The sequence below is a fragment of the Sulfoacidibacillus thermotolerans genome (genome assembly GCF_003144315.1).
Lineage (GTDB): Bacteria > Bacillota > Bacilli > Alicyclobacillales > SLC66 > Sulfoacidibacillus > Sulfoacidibacillus thermotolerans.
This window is the reverse complement of record NZ_MPDK01000002.1, coordinates 56,524-82,804: the sequence shown is the minus strand read 5'-3', so window position 1 is coordinate 82,804 and position 26,281 is coordinate 56,524. Positions and strand designations below refer to the sequence as shown.

The window sequence follows — 26,281 nt, the reverse complement described above, 5'->3', positions numbered from 1 at the left end:
TTTAGGAAAATAAGGAAGGTGTGAGGTGTGCAGTTCGCGCTCTCGTTTTTATGGAAATTTTTTCACTATACTCGCCCAGTGATCCCGTGTTTCTTCATTTTACGCAACAGTGTTGGATGACTAATCTGCAGTCGTTTGGATGCCTCGCGCACACTACGCGAATGTTTCAGTGCGCGAGTAATTAATTCACCCTCAAGTGCATGTAATCTGGCTTCTAATGAATACTCGTCATCAAAATCAGATGTTGACCTTTTGAACTGCACTTCAATCGGTAAGTGTTCAAGAGAAATCCGCTCTTCACTCGTATTGACACACGCATACTCGATGATATTGCGTAGTTCTCGTACATTTCCTGGATAGTCATAATTCTGTAAAAAGTCAATAACGGTCTGATCTAATTGTCGTACGATTTTATAGGTATCACAAAACTCATTGAGATAGTAGGAACATAATGGAAGGATGTCTTCAGCACGTTCTTTTAGTGGGGGAACAACTAATTTGACTACATGTAAGCGATAATAGAGATCCTCGCGAAAATGGCCTGTGCGTACACGTTCTAAGAGATTACAATTCGTGCTTGCGAGAATGCGTACATCGACAGTGCGTATAAAACTACTACCGATGCGACGCACTTCTCGATCTTGTAGAACACGCAACAATTTCACTTGTAGTGTAGCAGGAAGTTCAGCGATTTCATCTAACAAGAGTGTACCTTTATCTGCTAATTCAAAAAGTCCAGGATTCCCGTCGCGTTTTGCCCCGGTAAATGCCCCGTTTTCATAGCCAAATAACTCTGATTCTATCAAAGTTTCAGGAAGTGCAGCACAATTAATTTTAATAAACGGCATTGTATTGCGAGGACTCATTTGATGGATGAAGTCAGCGATCACCTCTTTTCCAGCTCCTGTTGGGCCTTCGATTAAGATCGTAGTTGGGAAAGCAGCGATTCGATTTGCCTGTTCAAGTAAGTTACGCATACTTCTACTCTGTACAACGGGTGATTTCATTTATAAGACTCCTGTTTGAGTGGTCTGATATTAAAAACTATTTTATCAATAATGAACCACTATCATCAATGGATTGCTGGATTTACTATGCATGTTCTATGGCATGAAAATTGCTTTATTTTGTTTGAAAACCAAGTTCACATTTTTAAGGGGGCTATCGTTTATTGGATACTCCATACTCTACTGATTACTTGCATCGCTTAATTCGTGATCACCAAATTCAACTCGTGCGAATTTGTGTGCAAGATAGTTCGAATATTGCGCGATCCAAATACGTACCTGTCCAACAATTTTTACAACATGTACTTTATGAGGGGATCTCTTTTCCTTCGGCATTGTTTGATATGGATACAGCCTCCGTTTTGCAGGCAGATGTAGGTCAGGGGTTTTCTGGGGGATACCCTAGTTATCAATTGCGTGTTGATCCAGCAACTTTTAGTATATTGCCGTTTACTCAAGGAGAAGCTCGCATCATTGCAGATGTCTATGATGACAGTGGTTCTCAAATCACATTTGCACCGCGAACAGTTTTACAGCGAGTAGTAAGTAGATTGCGAGAACATGGATACCATGTGCGTGGGGCATTTGAATATGAATTTTATGTTTTCGAACAAACAAATGGACAATTGAAGCCTGTTTGGGAAGGTCTACACTGTTTTTCAGAGACCAAGCAAGCAGAAGTTGCCCATATTATTCAGGCTGTCTTACAAGGTTTAAGTCATCTTGGAGCGGAACCAGAGGTGGCAAATACGGAGTATGGTTCCGGGCAATTTGAAGTGACTTATGCACCTCATGAAGGGATTGCAATTGCTGATATGGCTTTTTACTATCGTACAGCAATCAAAGAAATTATACACAAATTGGGATATACAGCGACATTTATGAGTAAGCCAATTGCAAATATGAGTGGAAGCGGTGCTCACTTGCACCATTCTCTCTGGAGTGTTGAAGGGGTTAACTTATTTGCAGACAACAGTCAAGTGAACTGTCTTTCTGACATAGGTCGTTGGTTTATCGGCGGACAATTAAAATTTGCTTCTGCACTCTCGCTATTTATAAACCCGACGGTGAACGCCTATAAACGTCTTCAACCTTATACGTTTGCTCCTACGAGAGTTACATGGGGCTTTGAAAATCGCTGTGCGATGATCAGAATTCCTCGACAGCGCGGTGCGAAGACGCGCATTGAAAATCGCCTTCCAGGAGCCGATACCAATCCATATCTTGCGCTCGCAGCTCTTTTAGCGGCAGGACTTTATGGCATCGAACAGCAGATTGAACCCCCTCATGCATTACAAGGACAGGACGCGTACCAAATTGGGGAGGTGTTGCCAAAAACATTATATGAAGCATTAGAACATGCTCATCTAGTGAATCCTGAAGAGGCTCAGTGGTTTGAGCAGATTTTGGGTCCTGAATTTATAAAACATCACGAATCTTTGCGTCGCACAGAATGGGATCGCTATATGGCGCATGTGAGTGATTGGGAAATGAATGAATACTTTTCAATTTTTTAAATTGTAAGCGGGTCGCAATTGGAAAAGGCACATAAAGCACATTAAGATATGGAGGTAGTTTCTATGAAGTATGAAGTTTCAAAATTAAATATTGTGTATGCGATGAGTTCGAACAACGAACCTGTACTACGTGTTCCGGATCACAGTACAGTTGTTTTTCATACCTGCGATTGCTTTGAGGATCAAATTCAGAGTGAACAAATGGATTTTGGTGAATTGGACTGGCAGCGTATTAACCCCGCCACGGGACCCATTTATATCGAAAATGCGGAACCTGGCGACTTACTTGCAATCTACATTGAAAAAATTGCGTTGGCAGATCGCGGTGTTATGACCATTGGCCCGAAGTTGGGTGTTTTTGGCGACGAATTGCTAGTAAATTCGATACGTATGGTACCTATTTACAACGAAAAAGCCTGGATTACCTCTGATTTAGGGATCCCTATTAATCCAATGATTGGCGTTATTGGAACCGCTCCGCAAGGGGTGTCTATTTCTTGTGGAACGCCTGGAGCACATGGCGGAAATATGGACTGTAAGAAAATCACAACAGGTGCTTATTTAGTATTGCCAGTGAACGTTCCTGGGGCTCTGTTGGCGCTAGGGGATCTGCATGCTGCCATGGGGGATGGGGAGGTCGGTGTGAGTGGTGTTGAAATCTCTGGTTCCGTTACGGTACAAGTTCATGTCCTAAAAGGGAAAGTATGGCCTGCTCCTCTACTTATCAATGATCAGACCGTCATGACAATTGCATCTGCTGACGATTTAGATGAGGCTGGGGAACTCGCTGCAAAACAGATGGCTCGCTTACTTGAACAGGAATGCCAAATGTCGACCTCTGAAACTGTGTTCCTCTTAAGTGCTGCTGGTAATTTACGTGTCTGTCAAGTCGTTGATCCGAAGAAAACTGCACGCATGGAGCTTCCTCGCTGGATCTTAGAACAACGTGGTTTTGTATTTTAAGAAGGGAGAAAAATGAGGATGGAGAATCAACTGCATAAAAATGATCTTTCTTATATTGAAACGATGGGGATATCAGTCGCAATTATGGCTCCCACAGCTGCAATGGCATTAAACGGTTCACTGGCTGCGAGCATTGCGGGGACCAGTGTTCCGCTGACTTTCTTGCTGGCAATGATAACGATCGGTTTTGTCGCGTTTTCGTTTATTCAGTTCAATAGACATTTTTCTAGTAGTGGATCTGTTTATGCTTTTACTACTGCCTCTTTAGGGCCTAGAGTGGGTTTTTTATCCGGATGGACTCTTTTACTGAATGCGCCGTAAAGCCCCGTGCTTTAGCACTGGGGATATAAGGCGCTCGCCACTAGGCGAATCTTTTGTCTTTTCAATCGCATTAGATAGATTGTTGTGATATACTATTCTTATGGAATACAAATCCAATCACAACGTCGTCTACTCTTGCAAATACCATGTCGTTTGGTGCCCGAAGTATCGTCGCCGCGTACTCACCAGCGAAGTGGAGGAACGACTAAAAGCGATCCTGCGTGAAGTGGCAGAAGAGCGTCAAGCGGACATCATCGAACTTGAGGTCATGCCAGATCACGTTCACCTTTTAGTCGAGGTCGATCCCCAGTTTGGTATTCACCGGTTGATCCGTTTGATGAAAGGGCGCAGTTCCCATCACTTGCGTGAAGAGTTTCCTTGGATCAAAAAACGCTTGCCAACGCTTTGGACAAACTCCTATTTCGTCTCCACGGTGGGAGGTGCCCCACTTGCCGTCATCAAGCAGTACATCGAAAATCAAAAAAACGTCTAAGAAGTCGAAGAGTCAGACGCCCTCTTTTGTGTGTGAATTCCCCCTGCGAGTCACGCGCCGCCAAGAACGAACATTAGAAGCACGGTTTGAAGCAGGACGCCAAATGTATAATGTGTTGTTGGGTGAAGCCAGAAAACGGCTCTCCCTTGTCAGACAATCTATCTGGTACACGAAGGCCAAGAAAAGCTCGAACAAAAAAGAGCGGCAGGCTCACTTTGCGGCAGCCCGGCAAGCACACGGATTTTCCGCCTATGCCCTTGAAGCGTTTGCGGATAAAATACGGCGTACCACATGGCTGGGTGATCACTTGGACTCTCACGTCGCACAAAAACTAGCGGATCGTGCGTTTGATGCAGTGCAAAAGGTCGCATTTGGCAAAGCCAGAAAGGTGCGATTCAAAGGCAAACGCGGATTGCACAGCCTTGAAGGGAAGACGAACGCCGCTTGCATCCGTTGGCGGGAAGATCGGGTGTTATGGAATGGTCTTGAATTGCCGATGGTCACGGACGTGGCTCACGATCCCGTGATCCAGCATGGCCTATCCTCTCGTGTCAAATACGTTCGCTTGGTAAGAAAAGATATTCACGGACATTCCCGCTACTACGCGCAACTTGTCTGCGAAGGTGTTCCGTATGTCAAACGGAATGAAAAAGGCGAGCGCACTCATCCCATTGGCAACGAGACGGTAGGGCTAGATATTGGGCCGTCTACGATCGCTATTGTCGGTAATACCCAAGCAACGCTCACGCGATTTGCGGATGAAGTGGTGAGAGACCACAAGAAGATTCGTCGGTTGCAGCGCAAGCAAGACCGCCAGCGCCGTGCCAACAACCCTGAATGCTACGATGAAAAAGAACGTGCCATCAAAGGGAAACACCCAACGAAGAAAAGTCGCCATCAATTAGAAACCGAAGCGGTACTCAGGGAACTGCATCGTCGGGAAACAGCCCATCGGAAAACACTACATGGACAATTAGCGAATCAGGTAATCGCCATTGGCACTCGAATCAACACGGAAAAACTCAGCTATAAAGCGTTTCAGAAGATGTTTGGCCGTTCTATTGGTGTGAGGGCGCCCAAGCTGTTTCTTTCCATCCTCACCCGCAAGGCTGAAAGTGCTGGCGGGGGCGTGGAGAAATTCAGCACGTACCACACCGCATTGTCCCAAGTGTGTCTTTGCGGACAAAGGCACAAAAAACGGTTATCCGAGCGTGTCCATGCCTGTGATTGTGGTGTGGTCATGCAACGAGACCTGTTCAGCGCGTATCTCGCAAAGCATGTGGAGAACGAACGCCTGCAAGCGGCTAGTGCCTACGAGCATTGGCAGGGTGCGGAACCGCTCCTGCGGACGGCTTGGCAACAGGCGTACAACCAACCTGCGAGTGGAAGGCCAGCGCCTTCCTCCTTCGGAACGTATCGGAGTCAGAGCGGGTCGTTCGAAAAAGAAAGTCTGCCTAAACATGAGGCGCGGGATGTTGTAGTGATGGCGCAAGTCAACGCGAGAGCCTGCGAGAGTGCAAAGGTATAGGCTTTTAGAACCCCTTGGCTTTAGCCATGGGGAGGTTCAGGAACCCCACTTAGCTACATCCATGGATACGCCCAAGTCCTTAAGGAAGGACTCGCAAAATCTCCCGACGAGCAAAGCAAATACATCAGCATCATTTATGAGGAATCTGATCGCATTGAAACACTCATCCGGAACCTATTTGATTTGGCTCAAGCTGAAGAAGGAGTTCTAAAGATTGAACGCATTCCCACAAATATAGTAGAACTGATCCAGAGAGTAGGCACTCACATTGAGCCCCAGGCTGCACAAAAAGAAATCGATTTAGAGTTTGACCTTGAAGTGGAACACCTCCTTCAACTTGATCCAGTGCGCATTGAGCAAGTAGTCTTCAACCTCATTGACAATGCGATTCGTTATACAAAAGCTGGAGGACAAGTACGTGTTACCGTTGTGGAAACCAGAGGGATTCTAGAAATTCAAGTAACTGATAATGGAATCGGGATTTCCGAAACAGACTTGCCCCACATCTGGGAACGTTTTTATCGAGCCGAAAAATCCCGATCACGTACAGCAGGGGGAAGTGGGTTAGGACTCCCTATTGTGAAACGCATTGTCGAACTACTCGGTGGGACTGTACAAGCACAAAGCACACCAGGAAAAGGGACAAGCATTCGCCTGCGCATGCCCGCTGTGCATGCTAAAGATCTCCTAAAGCGAAACGAAAAACATGGCAACTCCATCGATTCGAAAGAGGAACGAGAATGAAACGTACAAGTTGGTTTATTGCAATACTCTTGATTTTATTCGGTTCAGCATTTCTATTCAGCGCGGGACTGGGTCTGCATTCTATGTCAATGATGAATTCGATGGATTCCATGCCAATGACAGCAATCCTCATCATGCACATTGTGATGCGGGGAGGCATCACACTTGGTTGCATATTTTTGCTTCTCTATTTTCGTTTCTTGCAAACGCCCCCCTTCACCTCCCGATGCAGCATCTGCCATGGAAAGCTCCAACCTGGTTGGAGCTACTGCCCTCATTGCGGCCATCGTGTACACGATCACCAATAGCAAAAACCGTATTCAAACAGTCTCTGTTACGATAAGTCTGTCAAGTCTTTTTCTAATACGTCTCAAACACGTGCGTCAATTGCGGAACGACTTGTTTTTTACGGGAAACAACTCCCGGTAAGAATGCCTTATTGTCTATCAAAGTCACATGAAACGTCTGTTCCACAGCACGTACTTCTTTGCCAAGCGCAAGTACCGTCGAATCATTGTTCAAAATATCCGTCACCACAAACATAAATAAATCTAATCGATCGTCGGCAATCTTCTTGTTGAGCGCCTCTTCTAACTCTGCCTGACGATTGAAAACATCATGTACATCAACCGCATTCACTTGCGCAATGATGACTTTATAATCACCCATGGAAAACTCCTTCGCATCTAAGGAAATCAGTTCATCAATACTCTTCTTCGCAAGGTCAGCTCCAGCCTTTAAAAACTGCAACCCGTAATCAGAAAGGTCAATCTCCGCAATCTCAGCTAATTCACGTGCCGCGATGACATCTTCTTCTGTACATGTCGGAGATTTTAAGAGCAGGGTGTCAGAAATGATGGCCGAAGCCATGAGTCCAGCGATCTCTTTGCGGATGGTAACTCCATGTTCTTTATATAGTTTTTTTACGATCGTCGCCGTGCAACCTACAGGTTCGGCCCGATAAAACAGCGGGTTACTTGTCTCAAAGTTTGCAATGCGGTGATGATCAATCACTTCAAGCACGCGGACTTTTTCGATGTCAGCGGCACTTTGCTGCCTTTCGTTATGATCAACCAAAATCACGTCTTCCACTTCGTTTGAAACTGTCTCCACCATTCTTGGTTCCGTGACCCGAAAATAGTCCAACGCATACTGCGTTTCTGCATTTACTTTCCCAAGACGTACAGGCTCAACCAGCCAACCTAATGCAATTTTCAATTCCGCATAAGCCAATGCAGAGCAGATTGCATCTGTATCGGGATTTTTATGTCCAAAAATAAGTATTTTTTTCATAATGCACTCTCCACGTCTGATTTATGGTGCAATCCCTCAAGAACTTGCGTCCCAGGATCTTGCAAAACGTCCTTACGCGTCACCGTCAGATAGCCAACGAGTAAAACAATACAAATCGTTAAGACAATGCTCACGATCCCTTTCCCATAACCCAGCCCCCCGACATCACGCGGCATTCCGAAAAAGTCAGCAAAAGATGCGCCAAGCGGCCGCGTCATGACATAAGCAAGCCAAAAAGAAAAAGTCGCATTCAATCTAAATAGCCAATATCCCAGCGCAGGCAGTACAAATAAAAGTGTGAATAACACACCCGAAGCAAGGTATCCCAAATGCAAAGTCGTTGCAGTCATGTCTCCCGTCGCAGTCCCCAGTGCAAATGTAGCAAGAACAGTCGCCCAATAAAACATTTCACGGCGCCGCGTATGAATACTATGTATAGAGAGCGTTTTCTCCACGCGATACCAACTGGAAAGTACCACGGTTAAAACAACAGCAAAAGCAATGGTTGAAACCGCATAGGGTACTCCTAATACAACGTGTATTGCATCTGCAACCATTGTACCAAAAACGGCAACCATAACGACTAAAAGCCAGTAAATCCACGCCACATAACGTCGAACCGCAAACTGCAACATGAGCGATGCGATAAACCCGATGCCCCCTAACACTACCGCAACGTAAGGATTGATATGGTAAACAAGATAGTCTGAGGTCGCCTCCCCCATCGCCGTCGTCAACAACTTAATGATCCAAAAGTACGCTGTGATTTCTGGGACCTTACTCAAAATCCGTTGCCTGCGGGCCGAAGTAACGGATGAGGACCTATTCATGGATTCACTCTTCCCTCTCTATAAAAGCACAGGCTCATATCTAGGCTTTCCACCTGATCTTCGCCTGTGCGATAAAAATGTTTTTAATGAAAAACAGCATTTCTACTGCCAATTTTGGAAGTGTACCCTTACTTTTTATTCCACAGTCACACTCTTTGCGAGGTTTCGTGGCTTATCAACGTCATTGCCACGCGCCACAGATGCATAATAAGCAAGTAATTGCAGAGGTGCAATCAGCATGATCGGCGCGAAAAACGGCAATGTACGTGGGACGTATAACACGCGATCTACTGACTTTGCAATTTCTTCATCGCCGGCCCAAGCAATGCCAAGCACATAAGCATCTCGTGCTTTTACTTCTTTAATGTTGCTCAGTGACTTCTCGTATAGCTCATCTTGAGTTACCAGAGCAATGACCGGCACATGATCCACAATCAGTGCGAGCGTCCCGTGTTTTAATTCCCCAGCCGGATACGCTTCAGCGTGGATATAAGAGATTTCTTTATACTTTAAAGCCCCTTCGAGCGCAACATAATAATCAATCCCACGACCTAAGAAAAAAGCGTCATCCCAAACCGCAAAGGCGCGGGCAATTTCTTCGATCTGAGGAGCTGATTGCAAAACCTCGTCAAGTTTTTGCGGCAGTGCCTGCAACTCTCGCACATAGGTGGTGACCGCATCTTGCGCGATCGTCTGAAGCGTCTGTCCAAGATAAATCGCAAATAAATACAAAGCGACAAGCTGAGTGGTATACGCCTTCGTCGATGCGACAGAAATTTCCGGACCCGCCCACGTGATGATCACATCGTCCGCCTCACGCGCTACTGAACTCCCCACGACATTTGTAATGGCCAACACGCGATTTCCCAGTGCTTTGGCGTTACGAAGCGCAGCAAGTGTATCTGCAGTCTCACCAGATTGTGAGATGACGACAATCAATGTATTTCGCGAAACGATTGGATCGCGATACCGATATTCAGAAGCAACTTCCACATCGACAGGAATGCGTGCGAGTTTTTCAATCGCCGCTTTTCCGACGAGCCCGGCGTGATAAGAGGTCCCACAAGCAACGATGTGAATACGATCGATCTGTTTGATAAGATCTTCCGTCCAACCAAGTTCAGAAAGCACTACGCGCGTGCCGTCTTCCGTCACCCGACCACTAAGCGTATCACGAACTGCCTTGGGTTGCTCGTAAATCTCCTTTTGCATGTAGTGTGCATAGCCACCCTTTTCTGCCGCTTGTGCATCCCATGTAACAAGAAACGGTTCCACAGTCATCGGGTGCCCATCTAAATCAAAAAAGTCAATCCCGCTTGCGGTCAAAACGGCAATTTGCCCTTCTTCCAAAATATGCATCTCGCGCGTATAATCAAGCAGCGCTGGAATATCTGACGCTAAAAACTGCTCCCCTTCGCCAAATCCTACAACAAGCGGCGAGTGTTTCCGAACAGCGATGATCTTTGCAGGATCTTTACGTGTGAGAATCGCAAGTGAATACGCCCCGCGAATGTCTTTTAAGACCCGCAACACAGTAGACAATAAATCCCCTGTCCAATATTCTTCAAGTAAATGTGCGACCACTTCTGTATCTGTCTCTGAAGTAAAACGATGGCCTTGGGCCAATAGTCGTTCGCGAAGTTGCAAATAGTTTTCTATAATTCCGTTGTGTACCACAGCAAATTCTTGATCACAAGCAGTATGCGGATGCGCATTTGCATCCGAAGGACGCCCGTGCGTCGCCCACCGCGTATGTCCAATGCCTACCGTGCCTAGAATCGGGGACATCGACAGACGATCTGTAAGCACAGCTAAACGGCCGACAGATTTCTCTATTCGCAGTTCCGACCCCGTTTCAATCGCAACCCCCGCGGAATCATATCCGCGATATTCCAGTTTACCTAATCCATTTAACAAAATAGATTGAGCGTCTTGTTTTCCAATATACCCGACAATCCCACACATATTTGCCCATACCTCCATTCAAATTGATACACCGTGAGCGCCGTAAAGCGCAATCACTTCTACGTGATGTCCACGTCGCGAAAACGGAGGTTGGGTATGTTCAATTATTCATGAAGAAATCATCCTGACTCGCCTTTGTCGTGTAGGTCACCCCACAGTTTTGCGGCTCACCGTAACAATGCGGATCACATCGGGAGGCACCCGCCGAATCTTTCGCTAACCTCCACCGCGTCCACTGTCACACGCTTCACATGTAGACAGTTCTGGCGCTTTCGAAAACCAAGACTTTCCTCCCCACCGTTTCGCCCACATTCACCTCCTTTCCTTCCTACTACTCCCTCACGCGCCAAGTTCCCGCTTGACAATTGAAACAATCGATTCCGCATAGGCCGTTACTGCCTCTTCTTGCGGGCCCTCTACCATCACACGAACAATCGGCTCCGTGCCAGACTCACGTACAAGCACGCGACCATCATCGCCTAATTGCTCTTCAACCTGTAAAATAGCCGCAGCGATTGCAGCATTATTGCGCCAGGCCACCTTATCTTGTACACGGACATTTACAAGCACCTGTGGATATGAACGCATGACCGAGGCTAGCTCACTCAACCGTTGCTTCGCGCCCATCATGACATCGAGTAATTGCAAAGCAGTGAGTACCCCATCACCAGTTGTATTGTGCTGTAGAAAAATCACATGTCCAGACTGTTCGCCCCCGAGAACATAACCACCTTCACGCATGGCTTCCATCACATAGCGATCACCAACCGCTGTCCGTACAAGTTGCAACCCATGCTGGCGAGACGCCTTTACAAATCCGTAATTACTCATTACCGTAGTTACGACCGTATTGTTCACAAGTGTTTTGCGCTTTGCCATGTCCAATGCGCAAATCAACATAATGCGATCACCGTCAACGATTTGCCCCTGTTCATCAACTGCGATCAATCGATCCGCGTCTCCATCAAAAGCCAAACCCACGTCTGCACCTGTCTCTTTCACCAAGCGAGCAATCGTCTCTGGATGCGTCGAACCACAATTCACATTGATATTCGTCCCATCTGGCTCAGCAAAATAAAGCTTTACCTCTGCCCCCAAATCGCGTAAAACCTCTGCCGCCATCGCAAAAGCCGCACCATTTGCCGCATCGACAGCTATCTTCATCCCATCAAACCGATGCCGTACAGTCCCTTTTAAAAACTCTACATAATCTTTCAGTCCATGATGATGTCGCCGTATCCGCCCGATCGACGCACCAATTGGCCGATCATTTGGAGCCATCACTCCCAACTCAGCCGCAATCTCATCTTCAATCGCATCAAGCAGTTTAAACCCATCCGCACCAAAAAATTTAATCCCATTATCTTGCATAGGATTGTGTGAGGCTGAAATCATCACCCCTGCCGTAGCCCCCATCGAACGAGTCAAATAGGCTACTCCGGGGGTGGGGAGTATCCCCAATTGCACGACGTCAACCCCAGCGCTTAACACACCTGAAATAAGTGCTGTCTCAAGCAAATCCCCTGAATAGCGCGTATCTTTTCCGACCGCAAAAAAAGGGTCCGTTTGCTCTCGCCAAAGTACCCGAGCTGCGGCAAATCCTAACTGAAATGCGAGTTCGGGAGTCAAATCGCGATTAGCAACTCCTCGAACGCCATCTGTTCCAAACAAACGCGCCACGCTGTTATCTCCTTCATCCGTCCAGGCAAGATTAAGCGACTTACTGCGCGCATCCTTGCCCTTGTTCGTACTTGTGTTTTTACTTTCGACATTGTCGCACAAGCAATCAACTCTAGCAAGCAATCATAAGAACCAAAAAATGAATAGAGTCTCATGATATGCTGCTCTTGAATTACCCAGGAACTTTAGTTGCGGCAACCGTCACCACTGCCGGCAAAACTGAATTTGTCGCCGTATAAAGTGGCAACGAAAGGGAGACAGGCAAGGCGTCTTTCATGCCAGGAGCAACTTGACTCACATCCACATATGCCTGAACGTCTTGCGACTGTAAAGAAGAAACAAGTTCAGCCGGCCCTGAAATGGTCACACTTACCGTACCTAACCCTTCTAAAGTGTATGCGACACCAGGCACTTTGCCTACAAGTGTGATCGGCACACCTTGTAAGGTTACCGTAGCTTTAGGGGAAATCGTCACAGTCACTAAAACGGTCGGCCGACTCAAATGCGCCCCGACAAAAGGAATCGGAACCGCAACGCGCACTGTCTGCGATTTCGTCCAGTGGTCCACAGGTATCGGAGGTAATGCAATACTTGTTAGCGCATCGACAACCGCACTCTTCCCTTGCACCTCAATCTGTGACGGTTGCACAGAGATGCCAGAAACCACGTAGTTAGAACCAGGCGTACCTACCGTAGTCGCTACCAGTTTGACTGCGTGCGTTGGATTTTCAATCGGGATTGTTACGGTAATCGTCGAAGGAGAACACTCCACGCCTGGTACAATGCGACCATCTTCTGAAATCGGGAAAACAGGAACAATCCGCGTCACATTTCCTTGCGCGCCAGAAATATCAATGCGCGCCGTAACCGCTGCAACCTGGTGAACTAACGTATCAGGGCCACTTACTAGCACCTGACCAGGCGAGAGAATGGGATGTCCGAGTGACAAGCCTTTGATCGGTTGACCGACTACGTCAAGCTTTGGACGCAGTGTTTGGCCGACTTTGGGCTGCAGATCGACCGTCACAAATCCCGTATCCGGTACGTAATTAACTGCACTTGATGGAACGTGCTCCACAATCACCGGAACTTGATGGAGTCCAGGTCCAAGCGCAAGTGCATTTGCAATTACGCGAATTTGCGATGCCTCTGCCTGAACGGTCGCCACGTCGATAATGCTACCAGAAACACTTAAATTGACCCGCTGCGGTTGTTCAGAAACAACGACCATATTCGAAGGGGCAACTACAGTCACTGGAACATTGCGTAAAGTCTGCGTGATTGTTGCAAGTCCATTCGCTTGACCGCCCGGAGCTGAATTGACAATGACCCACAAAGCAATTCCCATGATCAGAGAAATCAACCGCACAAAGTTGTTGTTTTGTAACAAACCGCCCTCGCGCTTCACGGGGAGTCCACTCTCCTTGAAAAAAAGCGCAAACCCGCATTGCGGCGCAGCGGGTTTAAGCCAATCGCCAATTTGTCAGCTAACGTTTTTTCATCAAGTCCACGCGTCAGAGTTCCCGCCTCAGCAATGGAAATTTGTCCTGTCTCTTCTGAAACGACCACAACGAGAGCATCAGATTGCTCCGTGATCCCCACGGCTGCACGATGTCTCGTCCCAAGCTCCTTGGCTAAATCTGAGCGATCACTCAGCGGTAAATAGCATGAGGCTGCAACAACTCGATCTCCACGGATAATAATCGCACCATCATGCAAAGGCGTATTGGGAATAAAACTGTTGATCAGCAACTCTGCGCTGACCAAACCGCCGATCGCAATTCCTGTCTCAATGTATTCATTTAGCCCAGTCTCACGCTCTAGCACGACTAATGCACCAATGCGATTTTTCGAAAAAACCTGAGCAGCATTGACAACTTCTTGAATCACACGCACAGGATCTTGCGGAACTTGCCAGCGCATACTTAAATTCAGCAAATTTGATCGCCCTAATTGTTCTAACGCACGCCGCAATTCCGGCTGAAAAACGACAGGAATAGCAAATAGCCCCATCTCAAGCACACGATTCAAAAGCCAATTTAATGCTTGGAGATGAAACAGGCCACTTAATCCCGTAACAATGAGTAAGACGATAACCCCTTTTAACAACTGCACTGCCCGCGTTCCGCGGATCAATAAGATCCCGCGGTAAAAGACGTAGGACACGATCAAAATATCAATCACGTCAAAAATCGTGAACTTATAAAGTAGCGCCATCAATTGATCCATAAAGTCCACCCAGCTACCGGCATCATTTCCTCGCTATTTCTTTGCAGCAAATGACAAATACACACGAAATCAGCGCCACAATCCGAGACACGCTACTTGCTCTATTATACACTAGATACACTTTTGCGTCTCTTCAATCGCCTTTGTACGCGGGCAGCCTTCCCATGCGTGCGCTTTTTATCGACGTACATCGCATCCTCCTTTTTCTTTTTGATCAGTAGAGGTTTCGATCGCGACGACTTCGTGCCCATACGTTGATTATAAATCTGCAGATAACTTGCAAAAATTGCTTCTGCAATTCGCTCGTGACCTGCGTCGTTCGGGTGAATTGGGTTGCGCACCAAGCGAAAATCCTGCAGTTCACCCCGCCGATAGCCTTTTACAAACTGCTCCTCACTGCCACCGTACCATTCGTCGATCGGGACGAGGACACATCCGCGCTGCTGCGCAATCTCCCGTAAAAGTGCATTGAGATCCGCCAAAGCTTGCTGTGCAATGTCCGATTTTGGGAATGGATTGTAGACCGTACAAATCATAACGACAACTTCATCATTGCATTTCACTCGATCGACAATCTCTAACACCTGTGGATAAAACGACTTGCGTAACCGCTCCGACGCTGTCTTTGCATTATCTAGATACCAAGGCATCACCTTAATGAGATCATTGCCGCCAATCATCAAACTAATAAGCGCGGCTTCATCGAGGATACATTGTGGGATTTTTTCTAACGAGCGTAAGAGTTGGCTCGAGGTCCATCCTGGCTTGGCATGCAAATGAACGCTAGTGCGCACAATTTGATTCAATTTTTTTGTTAGCACCGTAACAAAGCGATGGTTGTCATCTGATGCGTCGTACCCATAAGTGATCGAATCGCCGAGTGCAAGATAGATCATTTACTGCTTCACCCGCCACGAAAAAGAATCACGTTTCTTATTGGATGCGGGTAAGAGCAAAGTCGTCACAGCAAATGCCGCGATTCACTCACTTTTCATGATGAGACAGATGACACACTAGCGACCTTCCGCGCATAGGCGCAAATCTCCTCTATCGCCTGATCGTAATCTGACACATCGATGGTGCAAAATGCGTGGGTATAACTCTCCATCGCATGCTTATATCGCGGATCGTAATATTCAAGGAGCAGCGCTTCGATCAATGCTTTGTAGTCGCGCAGATCCATCCATTCCTTTACGCGAACACGCAAGTTGGGAGAAAAGCGCTTTTCAATAAACTGCAGTGCACGCTGAACCTGTGTCGCAAACAATTCATCATCCTCTAAACGATACTGGGCAAGTGTACGTGAGACACGAACGGGAACAGGGGCTGTAAGTTCGATATTATAGCCCTGTTGTTTCGCGAGAAATAAAAACTCCGGCATGGTAACCCTTCCAATGCGTCGACTTTCCGCCTCGAGAAAAAGATAGGGTCTTCCCTGCAACCCTTCCAATTGATCTAAAAGGCGACTATCAAATTGCCTTTGATTCGCCACCTGCAACCCGATCCCGCCAAAAACCGAACCACGATGACCTGCAAGCCCTTCTAGATCCAATACAGGTTCCCCACGTTCCGCCAATTTGCGCAAGACCGTTGTTTTTCCCACACCTGTCATTCCATGCAAAACGATGAGTGGGGGAAGCGCCTGCATCGGCCACGCATTTAATTTCGCCACAACCATTTCCCGATACGCGCGGTACCCGCCCGTGAGCCGCAAACAAGAAATGCCCATCAAATCTAAAACAGTTGCAACCGTTTTACTGCGCATCCCACCACGCCAGCAAAAAATAGCAGGTGTTTTGCCTTGCATACTGTCGCGCACCTTAGCTATAAGTGTTGGAAGTTTTGCCGACGCGAGTACAAGCCCAAGTTCCATTGCTTCGGCTTTACTCACTTGTTTATACACTGTCCCAATTTGTGCTCGCTCTTCGTCCGTAAAGAGGGGAACATTCACTGCGCCTGGAATTGTTGCCTCTAAATATTCACTTTCTGACCTTACGTCGATCCATTGAATGTCATCGCGCAAGGCGATCTCCTCATACTGTTGGTCAACAAACATGTGGTAGACATACCTTCTTTGTTTAGATCACTACATCACTGTAAGTCCGAGAAGCGATGACGCAAGTTCTACAGCCATGGTTCCTGTCCGATTTTGCAAATCAAGAATCGGATTCACCTCAACAAAATCGACGGAAGTTACACACCCACTTGCCGCCAAAACTTCCATTGCTAAATGGCCCTCACGGTAAGTAAATCCCCCATTAACAGCCGTTCCAACACCTGGTGCATACATCGGATCTAACGCATCAAGATCAACACTTAAATGTACGCCTTGTGTACCTTTTGATGCAAGTTCAATCGCCTTGTGCATCACAGCGCTGATCCCCATTTCATCTACATCCGCCATGGTAAACACATGCATTCCCGATTCGCGAATCAACACGCGCTCCTCTGGGTCGATCGAGCGTGCCCCTACAAGCACAACATTTTCAGCGTGTAGTTTCGGACTAAATCCACCTAGCGTAACAAGATCCACATGTCCTAGTCCCAATGAAGCCGCAAGAGGCATCCCATGAATATTGCCGCTTGGTGTCGTTTTATCCGTATTCATGTCTCCATGCGCATCAAACCAAATACATCCGAGTCGTCCACGTGCCTCCACAGCTCCCGCTACACTGCCAATGGCAAGACTGTGATCGCCCCCAAGCACAATTGGCATAAACCCGTCGCGCAAACTATCCCGCACAAGTACACGCAACTCATCACAAACTGCTCGTACTTGATCCAAATACTTTAATTTTTCATGTCCTTGCACGCGCGATTCTGGCGTGGGAACGTCAATATTTCCGAGATCCTGCACATCATATCCAAGCTCTTTTAAGCGATCGGAAAGACCCGCATAGCGAATTGCACTCGGCCCCATATCTACACCACGACGCCCTTGCCCCAAATCAGAAGGCACTCCGATCACGCGCAACTTTTTCCCGTTTTTTTGATCCACTGTTATCCATCCCTTCGATTTGCTTGACACAACGCACATCGTCTCATATGTTACCATATAAACGGAAAGGAGACGGAAAAATGACACATGACGCGGAATTATTTGTCCTGAGCTACGCGCAATTAGCCGCCGCCCTGCTACTTGATCCGAACAATGAAAAGTATTTAATCGCAAAAACTGAACTTGAGGAACGTCTATTACATAATTATGGAATCTCACACCTTGAGATCGTCGCACGATCTCTTGATTCTTACACGCTCGCATTTCACGAAAATGGTGAACAGAAATGGGTCTCATTTGCCACAGATGAAGTGGAAGATTTTAATTAGACAGGTTTACCGGTCACCCATGCCAGCAAATGCGGGGTGACCCCTGCCTCAATGCAGGCAGCAACAGCTAAAAAGACAGTCACCCAAAGCACCGTTGCCCCAAGATCCCTCCGCAAACGCCCCCACTCATTGAGAATGGCTTTACGTTTCCACAAGGAACGAAATACTGTAAACCCTAACTCTAACCCATACCCACTTGCAACGAGAAAAGCCGGGATTTCAAAGATTCCGTGCGGAAAAATCCCAGCAAAAAATAATACCACTGGATTCAAATGTGTAGCATGTGTAAGGATCACAAGGACATAACCAATAAGAGCTCCATTGATCATCACAGAGAGCAAAGGAATGATCCCTAGAAAGATCCCCCCAACTAGCATGGTCAAACTTGTCATTAGATTGTGTGAAAAGATCGCAAATGCGACTTGTGCAAACGACTCGCTGCGCAAACTCGCGCCCACTTTGCGAATATCTCGTACAAACGGTAAAAGTAAGTGCTGTAAAGGATGCGCAAATAACGCCCCGAGGATCGCTCCCAACAGAAAAAACAAGAAAGACAATCCCCCATAGCGATGCAGTAGACGTATCAAGACAAAATCCCCTCATTTCGTATGGTATTCAAGTTTTTCGCACACACTTTTCATGACTGAACAACGGGGGTGCTCATCATGATCTCAATACGGCGCTTTGTGGCGCGAGTCACTCTTGCCGCCACGCTATTTGGCACAAGCCTTGGCTTAACCGCGCCGGCGACTTATGCGATGCAAAGTCCTGCAAAAAGTCCGCCGCCAGCGGCCATCTATAAAGTTGACACGCCAAATAAAGTCCTCGCTCTTACGTTTGATATTTCCTGGGGAGAAAAGGCGCCAGGTCCAATCCTTGATATCCTGCAAGCAAAGCACGTGACAAAAGCCACGTTCTTTTTGTCAGGACCTTGGGTTCTTCACCATCAGGAAATTGCAAAACGGATAAAAGCAATGGGCTTTGAAATTGGTAGTCACGGCCATATGCACAAGAATTTCTCAGAACACACCGATAGTTGGGTGCGCGAACAGGTGCAAAAATCCGAACAGGCAATCAAAGACGTTCTTGGCATCAAAACTACGCTCATTCGTACCCCAAATGGCGACTTTAACAAGCATACCATTCAAGTGCTCAATCAGATGGGATATACGGTCATTCAGTGGCATACAGACTCCCTTGATTGGATGAATCCTGGTGTAGAACAAATCAAGCAACGAGTTCTCACCCGTGCCGTTCCAGGCGACATCATCTTAATGCACGCGAGTGACACTTGTAAACAGACGCACTTAGCACTGCCTGCAATCATCGATGGTCTACGGGCAAAAGGATTTCAATTTGCAACTGTCTCTGAATTGATTGCTGGTGCAAAAGTTCACTCCAATGTTCAATAAGTTGCATATCGTTCACGCACAGCCCGAGCTACAAGTTTCGGGCTTTTTCTTTAGGATAGCCATAACCATTGCCTGCATAACCCCTTTTCGACTGGACATAGTACCCATAGAAAGGAGGAGATTCGCAAATGGCTCAAAAGATTGTGAGAGCAGCAACCTCTTTGCTTCTTGCCACTACACTACTTTTCACGGGATGTTCAATAGGCGGCGATCAGGCTGCGGGTAGCGAATCCTCTAGCGAAGGCGGTCAACAACAAAGTGGCGGCCAAGCAGGCGGCAAAGTAAGTTACCCAGACATTAAAGCGATGGTACTTGACATTCTTCACAGCAAAGAAGGCATGAGCACTTTAAAAGATACGATTTCCAGCCCCGACTTTAAACGACAAGCAGCAATTTCTGAAGCTGATATCTCTGCTGCCGTTGAAAAAGCTTTCAATCAAGGACATAATAAGTCGTTTCTCGCGGAGCAGATGAAAGATCCTCAGTTTGCCGCAGCAGTTGTAAAATCTGCGCGTCCGCAAATGGTGGAGATCCAAAAACAACTCATGAAGGATCCTGAATACCAAAAACAATTGCTTTCTTTAATGGCTTCTCCAGAATACCAACAAACCCAATTACAATTGCTAAAAAGTCCTGAGTACCGCAAAGAAATCATGAAAATCATGACAGAAGCACTTCAAGAACCGACGTTCCGCCTGCTCTTTATGGATAGTATGAAGGAAGCTGTAAAAAGTGCTGGTGGTGGAAATCCGAAACAGATGGGTCAAAAACAACAAGAAGGCGGTCAAAGCAAGGGTGAAAGTAAAGGCGGAGGTGGAGGCGGTGGTGGCAGTGGCGGCGGTGATAGTGGGGAAGGAAGCGAAGGAGGCGGCGATTAAACGCCTATGCCACCCTTCAAAAAAGCGCGAGACAAAAGCGTCTCGCGCTTTTACATGAGCTATTCCATCATCATCATGTGCGGTTGCTCACCTTCCTGTATACCTACAGGAGGCCGCTTTTTGCCGATAAAAAACACAGCAACCCAAGCAATCAAAGCAATCACTGCAGAGGCCCCAAATGCATCTTGTGTCCCTTTCTCAAAAGCAATTTGTTCAATGACACTCATCCAAGTAGATACCACTTGTCTACTTGCTGGACCAAAAACTGTTGGCAATTGACCCGCCACATGAAAACCTTGGAAGGCTTGCACCGTTGTCCTCTGCAACAATTGCGCTAAATGAACAGTCGTATTTGTTTGCATCACTGTGCTTAAAAATGCCGTTCCAATTGAACCTGCAATATTTCTCGTCGTATTTTGCAACGCTGTAGCGCGACTGACTTTGTCTCGTGGAACATCATTTAATCCAGCTGTCGACAGCGGCATCATTGCAAGTCCCATTCCTGCTTGTCGAAACATATAAATCATGAGAATCGCGCCAAATGTCCAATCATAGTTCATATTCACCATCTGGAAAGTAGTCAGCATGAGCACAAGCAATCCGATCACACCAAGCAAACGCGCACCAATCCGGTCAAATAAAAATCCGCTGATCGGCATTAAAATTCCGGTTACAAGTGCGCCAGGCAATGTTAACAGACCTGTTTGTAAAGGAGTCAGCCCGAGTCCATTCTGTAAAAACACAGGCAAAATAAACAGTGCTCCGAGCATTGCCACACTCAATAAACTCGTCGTGAGAATGGATACTGTAAATACCTTGCGCTTAAATAAGCGCAAGTCAAGCATTGGATTCTCCGAGGTTAGTTCAATGACAACCCACATCGCAAGTAAGACTGCCGCTGCAAAGAACAAAGAGATAATCGTGATGGAATTCCAACCGTCTGTCGGTCCCTCCGAAAGAGCATAGAGTAGGCAGAAAAATCCACTTACAGATGTCAAAAGTCCTGGCAAATCAAGAGTCTCTGTGTGCCGCGCAGGGAAATCAGGGATTGTGGCACCTACGAGAAAGAAACTAAATATGCCAATCGGTACATTGATATAGAAGATTAAGCGGAAGTCTACGTATTCAACGAGATAGCCACTCAGCGTCGGACCAAGAGCAGGGGCAAACATCAATGCAATTCCCCATATTCCCATGATCGTACCGCGCCGTTCCGGTTTTGATAAGGAAAATAGGATTGTCATACTCACTGGCATGAGCATCGCGCCGCCCACCGCTTGCAATACGCGAAAGAAAATGAGCGATTCTGTACTCCAAGCCATCCCACAAAGAGCGGATCCAAGCGTAAAGACAGCGAGTGCGAAAAGGTAAATTTTCTTTTGACCAAAACGATCGCCTAAATAACCACTGACAGGTGTGAGCATCCCCGTAACTAACAAATAGGCAGTAATCACCCACTGCATATCGTCTTGCGTTGCATTAAACACAGCCATCATCTTTGGAATGGCAACATTTACAACTGTTGTATCGAGAATCGCCATAAAGACGCCAAGTACAACGGCAAACAAGGCAGGGAAACTAATTCCAAAACGCTCCTTAAAGGTCAAACACAAAACCTCCCTTCAATTCCCGATTCATGCCATTCAACTATTGTTATTATTGACGTGAATCGTCACTTCGGCGCTCATTCCAGGAACAAGTGCCTTCCCTGCATACCCGCCGTTTAAGCTAATGATGACCGGGATTCGCTGTGTTACGGGCGTATAACTGCCTTGTGCTGCATCTGGATTCGGCACGATCGAAAATATGGAAGTCGTTGCATTGCCAATCGATTGCACAGTCCCTTTGAACGTCGTATTCGGAATCCCATCAATTGAAATGTCAACCGTTTGCCCCACACTGACATGGCGAATTTCTGTTTCTGGGATGTTCGCCGTAATATTTAGATTCCCTAGATTTACGACTTCAGCGAGTACCTGCCCTGGCTGCACGACTTGGCCAACCGCTACGTTGTTTTGAATAATTGTTCCACTAATCGGAGAAGTAACCGTTTCTTCCTCCTTTAATTTTTGTTGCATCGTCTGATCACGTCCGACTACCTGTGCAAGCCCTGGATTGAGAGTGAGCACAGAAGAATTCGACTCAGTCCCCAGCACATCGCCTTGGTTTACTGTACTGTTGACAGATGCATACCAATTCGATAGTTTTCCAGTAAAAGGAACTGTGATCGGGACGATCTGTCCTGTCACCTGCGCATCTTGACTCGTTACATAGTTTGTCGCATTCGTGTAATAAAAATATCCTGCAACGATTAGTGCAAAGAGCACAATAATCACGATGAGATTAATGAGGATCACACGGATGACACTTGTACCTTGCATACACATTCACTCCAGTCCACTTATGACTTGATCCCTTAGTTCTGATGAATTGACACTTGCGCTGACATACCAGGCATGAGCGTTTTGCCTTCACTTCCTGAAATCGAAATATAAACTGGCACACGTTGTGTTTGCTTATTAAAGGCGCCAGATAAACTCGTATTGGGGACACCCTGGGCAACTACGGTTGAACTGCCGCCAATTTGGGTAACCGTCCCCGAAAAACTCGTATTCGGGTATGCATTGATCGTGATGTCGACGCTCTTGCCAACCTTCACATTATTGATTTCTGTCTCTTGCACATTCGCTACAATTTGTAAATTATTCATATTTACGATGTACCCAAGTGGTTCACCTGGTACAACAACTTCATTGTTTACGGCATTATCTTGCACGACTGTACCCGAGATGGGCGCATGAATATCTACTGTACCTGTCAGTCCATTCACCTTGCCAATTACAGCGTCTTTACTCACCGTATCCCCAACTGCTAGATTCCAATTTTGTAGAGTTCCATCTCCCGGTGAAGTAAGTGGCACTACTGTTCCTTGGATGCTCGCGTCAGCCGTTTTTACGTAATTCATCTGTTGATATGCGTACCAACCGCCACCAATTAAAATGACGAGAACAGCAAGGATCCCAATGATTGTGAGTCCAATGATACGTGTTTTTTTCATTCATGATGCCCCCTTTAGTCTGCTAGGGTGTCGAATTAGAAATCCCATAGGCGCTAGCAATCGTCTCAACAAGAGCCGCAATCAAACGCTCATCTGTTAACTGGTCAGCCCACTCCGATGGTGCGTGTTTTTTGATGAGAGGCGTCGTGTGCAATGTTGCGATGACCATCTGCGAAAGCACGTGATTATCTGCTTTGCGCATGCGCCCACGCTTTTGCATTTCATTAAAAAAATCCTGCAGTGAAATTCGTATCCGCCAAAACATTTGGCGTAAAGAATAAACAATCTGCGGATGAGAGTAGGACTCTGCAAATCCCAACATCAAGATGTCACTTTGACAAGTTAATTGCATCAAAAATTCACGTAGAAAAGCTGTGAATCCTGCGCGAAAATCCATCTCAAGATAGGGTTCGAGGGATTCTGGGACATGCATTTGCGAGACTTCGTACTCGACAGCGATCCGCAATAAATCGAGCTTGCTCCCAAAGTGGCGAAAGAGTGTCACTTCATTTACTCCCGCTCGCTCCGCAATTGCACGTGTGCTAGCGCCCTTATAACCACGCTCTGTGAATTCTTGGAGTGCAGCTTCAATGATCCGTCGGTGTGTACTCCCTTCTCCCGCTAAGTGGAAGGTTTCATTCATCAAATACCCTCCCTATCACCAATTCTCATGCATGCAAGTCATCACATGCGCAAGCATGTACTTGCATTATACGCTTCAGTTTAGTATTTACGCAAGTGCCTTTTCTCACACACAGTGATGACCAATAAGAAAAAGTGCCTGATCAACACTTTCAGGCACTTTTTCTTAGTAACATTTGCTATTTTACATATCGTAACAAAAACTGGTCAAATTATTCCTTCCTCTTTGTCGGCGTCATCTCAAGTGTACTCGCAAGACCAATTGCAAGCTCATAAAATGCTTCTCCTTGAAGACTATCTGCTGTAAAAATGCCAGTAGCCTTTCCTGTTGCACCGATCGGGATTTGTGCGAGCAATTGCGTACCGAGTGTTTCTGCCACCTGATCTCCCCCGCCACGACCGAACAAATACGCCTTTTCTCCACACTGATCACACTGATAATATGCCATGTTTTCGATAACCCCAATGATATCATGGTGTACTTGTTGTGCCATGAGTCCCGCACGCACAGCGACATCAGCCGCATTGGGATGTGGTGTAGTCACGATCAATTCTTTACTCTTAGGTAACATGTTATGCACATCTAGTGCGACATCTCCAGTACCAGGCGGCAAATCAAGCAACATCACATCGAGTTCTCCCCAGTGTACCTCTTGAAAGAAATTGCGAAGCATTTTTCCCAGCATCGGGCCCCGCCAAATAACAGGTCGATTTTCTGGCACAAAAAAATGCATACTCACAACTTTCACATCATGTGTTTGAACTGGAAGGATCAAGTTTGAGACCACGACCGGTTTCACGTCGGCAATGCCAAAGATACTCGGCAAAGAAAAGCCGTAGATATCAGCGTCTACCACACCAACGCGATATCCTAGCCGAGCGAAAGCAACGGCCAAATTCGCTGTGACGGTTGATTTTCCAACCCCACCTTTACCACTTGCGACTGCGATAAAACGCGTAGTGGAATGAGGGTTTAACAAGGGTGACTCCGCCGTTTGTTCTGGCGTACCACGAAGTTTTGCTGCAAAGCGATCACGTTCTTCATCTGTCATTGTACCGATCGTAACGGTAGCTGAAGTCACACCAGGAACCGCTAAAATCGCCTCACGCACTTGATCCTCAATCACTGTGCGCAATGGGCAGCCGCGAATCGTTAAAAGAACTTCCACATCGACTTTGGAGCCGTCAATTTCAATGCGCTTCACCATCTCTAACTCAACGATACTGCGTCGCACCTCTGGATCTTCTACCACACGCAAAGCTTCTAGAATCGCTTCTTCTGTCACTTTCGATCGACTCACTTCAATCGCCTCCTGACAATCACCAACCAGGTGCTTGGACGTACTCAATTATTGTACCATGAGCTGCGGGACTTGAATGCTCTGTTTTTGACAGCTTATCAACCATCCGCCCATAGAAAAAGGCACTCCCAACGTGTGGAGTGCCTTCCATTCCTCCAAACTTCGACCCACGTTACCGTTTGGAGAATTGCGGTGCGCGGCGAGCTGCCTTGAGCCCGTATTTCTTCCGCTCTTTCATGCGTGCATCGCGGGTCAATAAACCTTCCCGTTTTAATGCTGCACGAAATTCTGGGTCCACCTTAAGCAGCGCTCGGGCAATTCCATGACGTATTGCACCCGCTTGTCCAGAGATCCCTCCGCCACGTACATTTGCAATAATATCATAGCGACCTAAGACGTCCGCGACGAGCAGCGGTTGCTTCACAATCAATTTCAGAGTTTCAAGACCAAAATATTCATCCATGGGTCTTTTATTAATTTCTACTTTGCCTTCACCTGGCAACAGTCGGACACGTGCTACTGAGGTTTTACGGCGCCCAGTGCCCCAATATTGTAATTGTGCCAAACCAGATGACCCTCCTTTACTCGCCTAGTTAGTCAACCCGTTTAATAAAAAGCTCCACAAAACCCTTTACCTTTTGTACCGACTACTCTGCAAGCTTTAGTACTTCAGGTTGTTGCGCAGCATGAGGATGTTCCGAACCTACATATACTTTTAGCTTACGAAACTGATCAGCCCCAAGCCGGTTGTGTGGCAACATTCCCTTTACCGCGAGTTCAATCACACGCTCGGGATGCTTATTTAACATATCTGCAGCTGTCGTCATCTTTAGACCACCAGGGTAGCCAGAATGCCGATAATAAATTTTATTCGTCAGCTTTCTTCCAGTAAATACAACTTTCTCTGCGTTGATCACAATGACAAAGTCACCTGTATCCACATGAGGCGTATATTCCGGCTTATGCTTGCCGCGCAAAATGGTTGCGATCTCAGTTGCTAAGCGGCCAACGCGCTTTCCAGTCGCATCGACCACATACCATTTCCGTTCGACGGCACCCGGTTTGGCCATATAGGTCGTCCGCATGGGTGTCC

General features: G+C 46.8%; 27 protein-coding genes and 1 pseudogene. 10 read left to right on the top strand and 18 right to left on the bottom strand.

The annotated features are described in order from the left end of the window. Positions 1–65: 65 nt before the first annotated feature. A complete protein-coding gene (locus BM613_RS00810; protein ID WP_109429264.1) occupies positions 66–1,007 on the bottom strand; it encodes a sigma-54 interaction domain-containing protein in 942 nt (313 codons plus the stop codon). Positions 1,008–1,198: 191 nt separating this feature from the next. Between BM613_RS00810 and BM613_RS00805 the strand changes: the two genes are divergently transcribed. The 7 genes and pseudogenes from BM613_RS00805 to BM613_RS00780 all read left to right on the top strand — a co-directional run bounded on the left by BM613_RS00805 (position 1,199) and on the right by BM613_RS00780 (position 6,573). Then, positions 1,199–2,524, top strand: coding sequence for a glutamine synthetase family protein (locus BM613_RS00805; protein WP_245926185.1), 1,326 nt, complete (start codon positions 1,199–1,201; stop codon positions 2,522–2,524). Positions 2,525–2,587: 63 nt separating this feature from the next. Then, positions 2,588–3,487: an acetamidase/formamidase family protein gene (locus BM613_RS00800; protein ID WP_109429262.1), complete on the top strand. Its 900-nt coding sequence runs from the start codon at positions 2,588–2,590 to the stop codon at positions 3,485–3,487. Positions 3,488–3,505: 18 nt separating this feature from the next. After that, on the top strand, positions 3,506–3,808 hold the full coding sequence (locus BM613_RS00795; RefSeq protein ID WP_109429261.1) for an APC family permease: 303 nt from the start codon (positions 3,506–3,508) through the stop codon (positions 3,806–3,808). A gap of 100 nt (positions 3,809–3,908) precedes the next feature. Beyond that, positions 3,909–4,301 carry an IS200/IS605 family transposase gene (gene tnpA / locus BM613_RS00790; RefSeq protein WP_425450675.1) on the top strand — a complete coding sequence of 131 codons (393 nt, stop codon included), beginning with the start codon at positions 3,909–3,911 and terminating at the stop codon, positions 4,299–4,301. 28 nt (positions 4,302–4,329) lie between these two features. Beyond that, positions 4,330–5,829, top strand: coding sequence for an RNA-guided endonuclease TnpB family protein (locus BM613_RS00785; protein WP_181362800.1), 1,500 nt, complete (start codon positions 4,330–4,332; stop codon positions 5,827–5,829). A 54-nt stretch (positions 5,830–5,883) separates the two neighbouring features. After that, positions 5,884–6,021 (top strand): annotated as a pseudogene (locus BM613_RS15630) (histidine kinase dimerization/phospho-acceptor domain-containing protein); the annotation flags it as partial. Positions 6,022–6,147: 126 nt separating this feature from the next. Next, positions 6,148–6,573 (top strand): sensor histidine kinase, encoded by a 426-nt coding sequence (locus BM613_RS00780; RefSeq protein WP_342767147.1) that lies wholly within the window; start codon positions 6,148–6,150, stop codon positions 6,571–6,573. 360 nt (positions 6,574–6,933) lie between these two features. On the opposite strand, the gene BM613_RS00775 is transcribed toward BM613_RS00780, so the two are convergent. The 9 genes from BM613_RS00775 to rocF form a co-directional block, all read right to left on the bottom strand. Next, the gene (locus tag BM613_RS00775; protein ID WP_109429257.1) at positions 6,934–7,866 is read right to left on the bottom strand and encodes a manganese-dependent inorganic pyrophosphatase; all 933 of its coding nucleotides are present in this window, start codon (positions 7,864–7,866) and stop codon (positions 6,934–6,936) included. Further along, positions 7,863–8,651, bottom strand: coding sequence for a COG4705 family protein (locus BM613_RS00770; protein WP_245926184.1), 789 nt, complete (start codon positions 8,649–8,651; stop codon positions 7,863–7,865). The genes BM613_RS00775 and BM613_RS00770 overlap by 4 nt, the downstream gene beginning before the upstream one ends. Before the next feature lie 180 nt (positions 8,652–8,831). Next, the gene (gene glmS / locus BM613_RS00765) at positions 8,832–10,661 is read right to left on the bottom strand and encodes a glutamine--fructose-6-phosphate transaminase (isomerizing) (RefSeq protein WP_109429255.1); all 1,830 of its coding nucleotides are present in this window, start codon (positions 10,659–10,661) and stop codon (positions 8,832–8,834) included. Between the two features lie 339 nt (positions 10,662–11,000). Beyond that, positions 11,001–12,341: a phosphoglucosamine mutase gene (gene glmM / locus BM613_RS00760; protein WP_109429254.1), complete on the bottom strand. Its 1,341-nt coding sequence runs from the start codon at positions 12,339–12,341 to the stop codon at positions 11,001–11,003. A gap of 172 nt (positions 12,342–12,513) precedes the next feature. Beyond that, positions 12,514–13,749 carry a CdaR family protein gene (locus tag BM613_RS00755; RefSeq protein ID WP_109429253.1) on the bottom strand — a complete coding sequence of 412 codons (1,236 nt, stop codon included), beginning with the start codon at positions 13,747–13,749 and terminating at the stop codon, positions 12,514–12,516. After that, positions 13,746–14,570: a diadenylate cyclase CdaA gene (gene cdaA / locus BM613_RS00750; RefSeq protein WP_109429252.1), complete on the bottom strand. Its 825-nt coding sequence runs from the start codon at positions 14,568–14,570 to the stop codon at positions 13,746–13,748. Before cdaA ends, BM613_RS00755 begins: the two co-directional genes overlap by 4 nt. Positions 14,571–14,674: 104 nt before the next feature. Continuing rightward, the gene (locus BM613_RS00745) at positions 14,675–15,466 is read right to left on the bottom strand and encodes an SGNH/GDSL hydrolase family protein (protein WP_109429251.1); all 792 of its coding nucleotides are present in this window, start codon (positions 15,464–15,466) and stop codon (positions 14,675–14,677) included. Positions 15,467–15,561: 95 nt separating this feature from the next. Next, positions 15,562–16,626, bottom strand: a complete 1,065-nt coding sequence (mnmH, locus tag BM613_RS00740; RefSeq protein WP_109429250.1) for a tRNA 2-selenouridine(34) synthase MnmH — start codon at positions 16,624–16,626, stop codon at positions 15,562–15,564. Between the two features lie 30 nt (positions 16,627–16,656). After that, complete coding sequence (gene rocF / locus BM613_RS00735; RefSeq protein ID WP_245926183.1) at positions 16,657–17,568, bottom strand: arginase; 912 nt, start codon at positions 17,566–17,568, stop codon at positions 16,657–16,659. Between the two features lie 80 nt (positions 17,569–17,648). Here rocF and BM613_RS00730 point away from each other — a divergent pair, with 80 nt between their 5' ends. Continuing rightward, on the top strand, positions 17,649–17,897 hold the full coding sequence (locus BM613_RS00730; RefSeq protein WP_109429248.1) for a hypothetical protein: 249 nt from the start codon (positions 17,649–17,651) through the stop codon (positions 17,895–17,897). Here BM613_RS00730 and BM613_RS00725 read toward each other — a convergent pair. After that, a complete protein-coding gene (locus tag BM613_RS00725; protein WP_109429247.1) occupies positions 17,894–18,484 on the bottom strand; it encodes a stage II sporulation protein M in 591 nt (196 codons plus the stop codon). The two genes, BM613_RS00730 and BM613_RS00725, sit on opposite strands and share 4 nt — an antisense overlap. Before the next feature lie 78 nt (positions 18,485–18,562). On the opposite strand from BM613_RS00725, the gene BM613_RS00720 reads away from it, so the two are divergent. Beyond that, complete coding sequence (locus tag BM613_RS00720) at positions 18,563–19,309, top strand: polysaccharide deacetylase family protein (protein WP_109429246.1); 747 nt, start codon at positions 18,563–18,565, stop codon at positions 19,307–19,309. 128 nt (positions 19,310–19,437) lie between these two features. Further along, positions 19,438–20,187 (top strand): spore germination lipoprotein GerD, encoded by a 750-nt coding sequence (gene gerD, locus BM613_RS00715; RefSeq protein ID WP_109429245.1) that lies wholly within the window; start codon positions 19,438–19,440, stop codon positions 20,185–20,187. A 59-nt stretch (positions 20,188–20,246) separates the two neighbouring features. Here gerD and BM613_RS00710 read toward each other — a convergent pair whose 3' ends face one another. The 7 genes from BM613_RS00710 to rplM form a co-directional block, all read right to left on the bottom strand. Continuing rightward, positions 20,247–21,794, bottom strand: coding sequence for a DHA2 family efflux MFS transporter permease subunit (locus BM613_RS00710; protein ID WP_109429244.1), 1,548 nt, complete (start codon positions 21,792–21,794; stop codon positions 20,247–20,249). A 36-nt stretch (positions 21,795–21,830) separates the two neighbouring features. Beyond that, a complete protein-coding gene (locus BM613_RS00705) occupies positions 21,831–22,568 on the bottom strand; it encodes an efflux RND transporter periplasmic adaptor subunit (protein ID WP_181362798.1) in 738 nt (245 codons plus the stop codon). A gap of 35 nt (positions 22,569–22,603) precedes the next feature. Next, positions 22,604–23,245: an HlyD family secretion protein gene (locus BM613_RS00700; RefSeq protein WP_109429242.1), complete on the bottom strand. Its 642-nt coding sequence runs from the start codon at positions 23,243–23,245 to the stop codon at positions 22,604–22,606. Between the two features lie 22 nt (positions 23,246–23,267). Then, positions 23,268–23,888: a TetR/AcrR family transcriptional regulator gene (locus BM613_RS00695; protein ID WP_109429241.1), complete on the bottom strand. Its 621-nt coding sequence runs from the start codon at positions 23,886–23,888 to the stop codon at positions 23,268–23,270. 211 nt (positions 23,889–24,099) lie between these two features. Next, complete coding sequence (locus BM613_RS00690; protein ID WP_245926182.1) at positions 24,100–25,188, bottom strand: Mrp/NBP35 family ATP-binding protein; 1,089 nt, start codon at positions 25,186–25,188, stop codon at positions 24,100–24,102. A 172-nt stretch (positions 25,189–25,360) separates the two neighbouring features. Then, positions 25,361–25,753, bottom strand: a complete 393-nt coding sequence (gene rpsI / locus BM613_RS00685; protein ID WP_109429240.1) for a 30S ribosomal protein S9 — start codon at positions 25,751–25,753, stop codon at positions 25,361–25,363. 82 nt (positions 25,754–25,835) lie between these two features. Next, positions 25,836–26,273: a 50S ribosomal protein L13 gene (gene rplM / locus BM613_RS00680; RefSeq protein WP_109429239.1), complete on the bottom strand. Its 438-nt coding sequence runs from the start codon at positions 26,271–26,273 to the stop codon at positions 25,836–25,838. Positions 26,274–26,281: the final 8 nt, after the last annotated feature.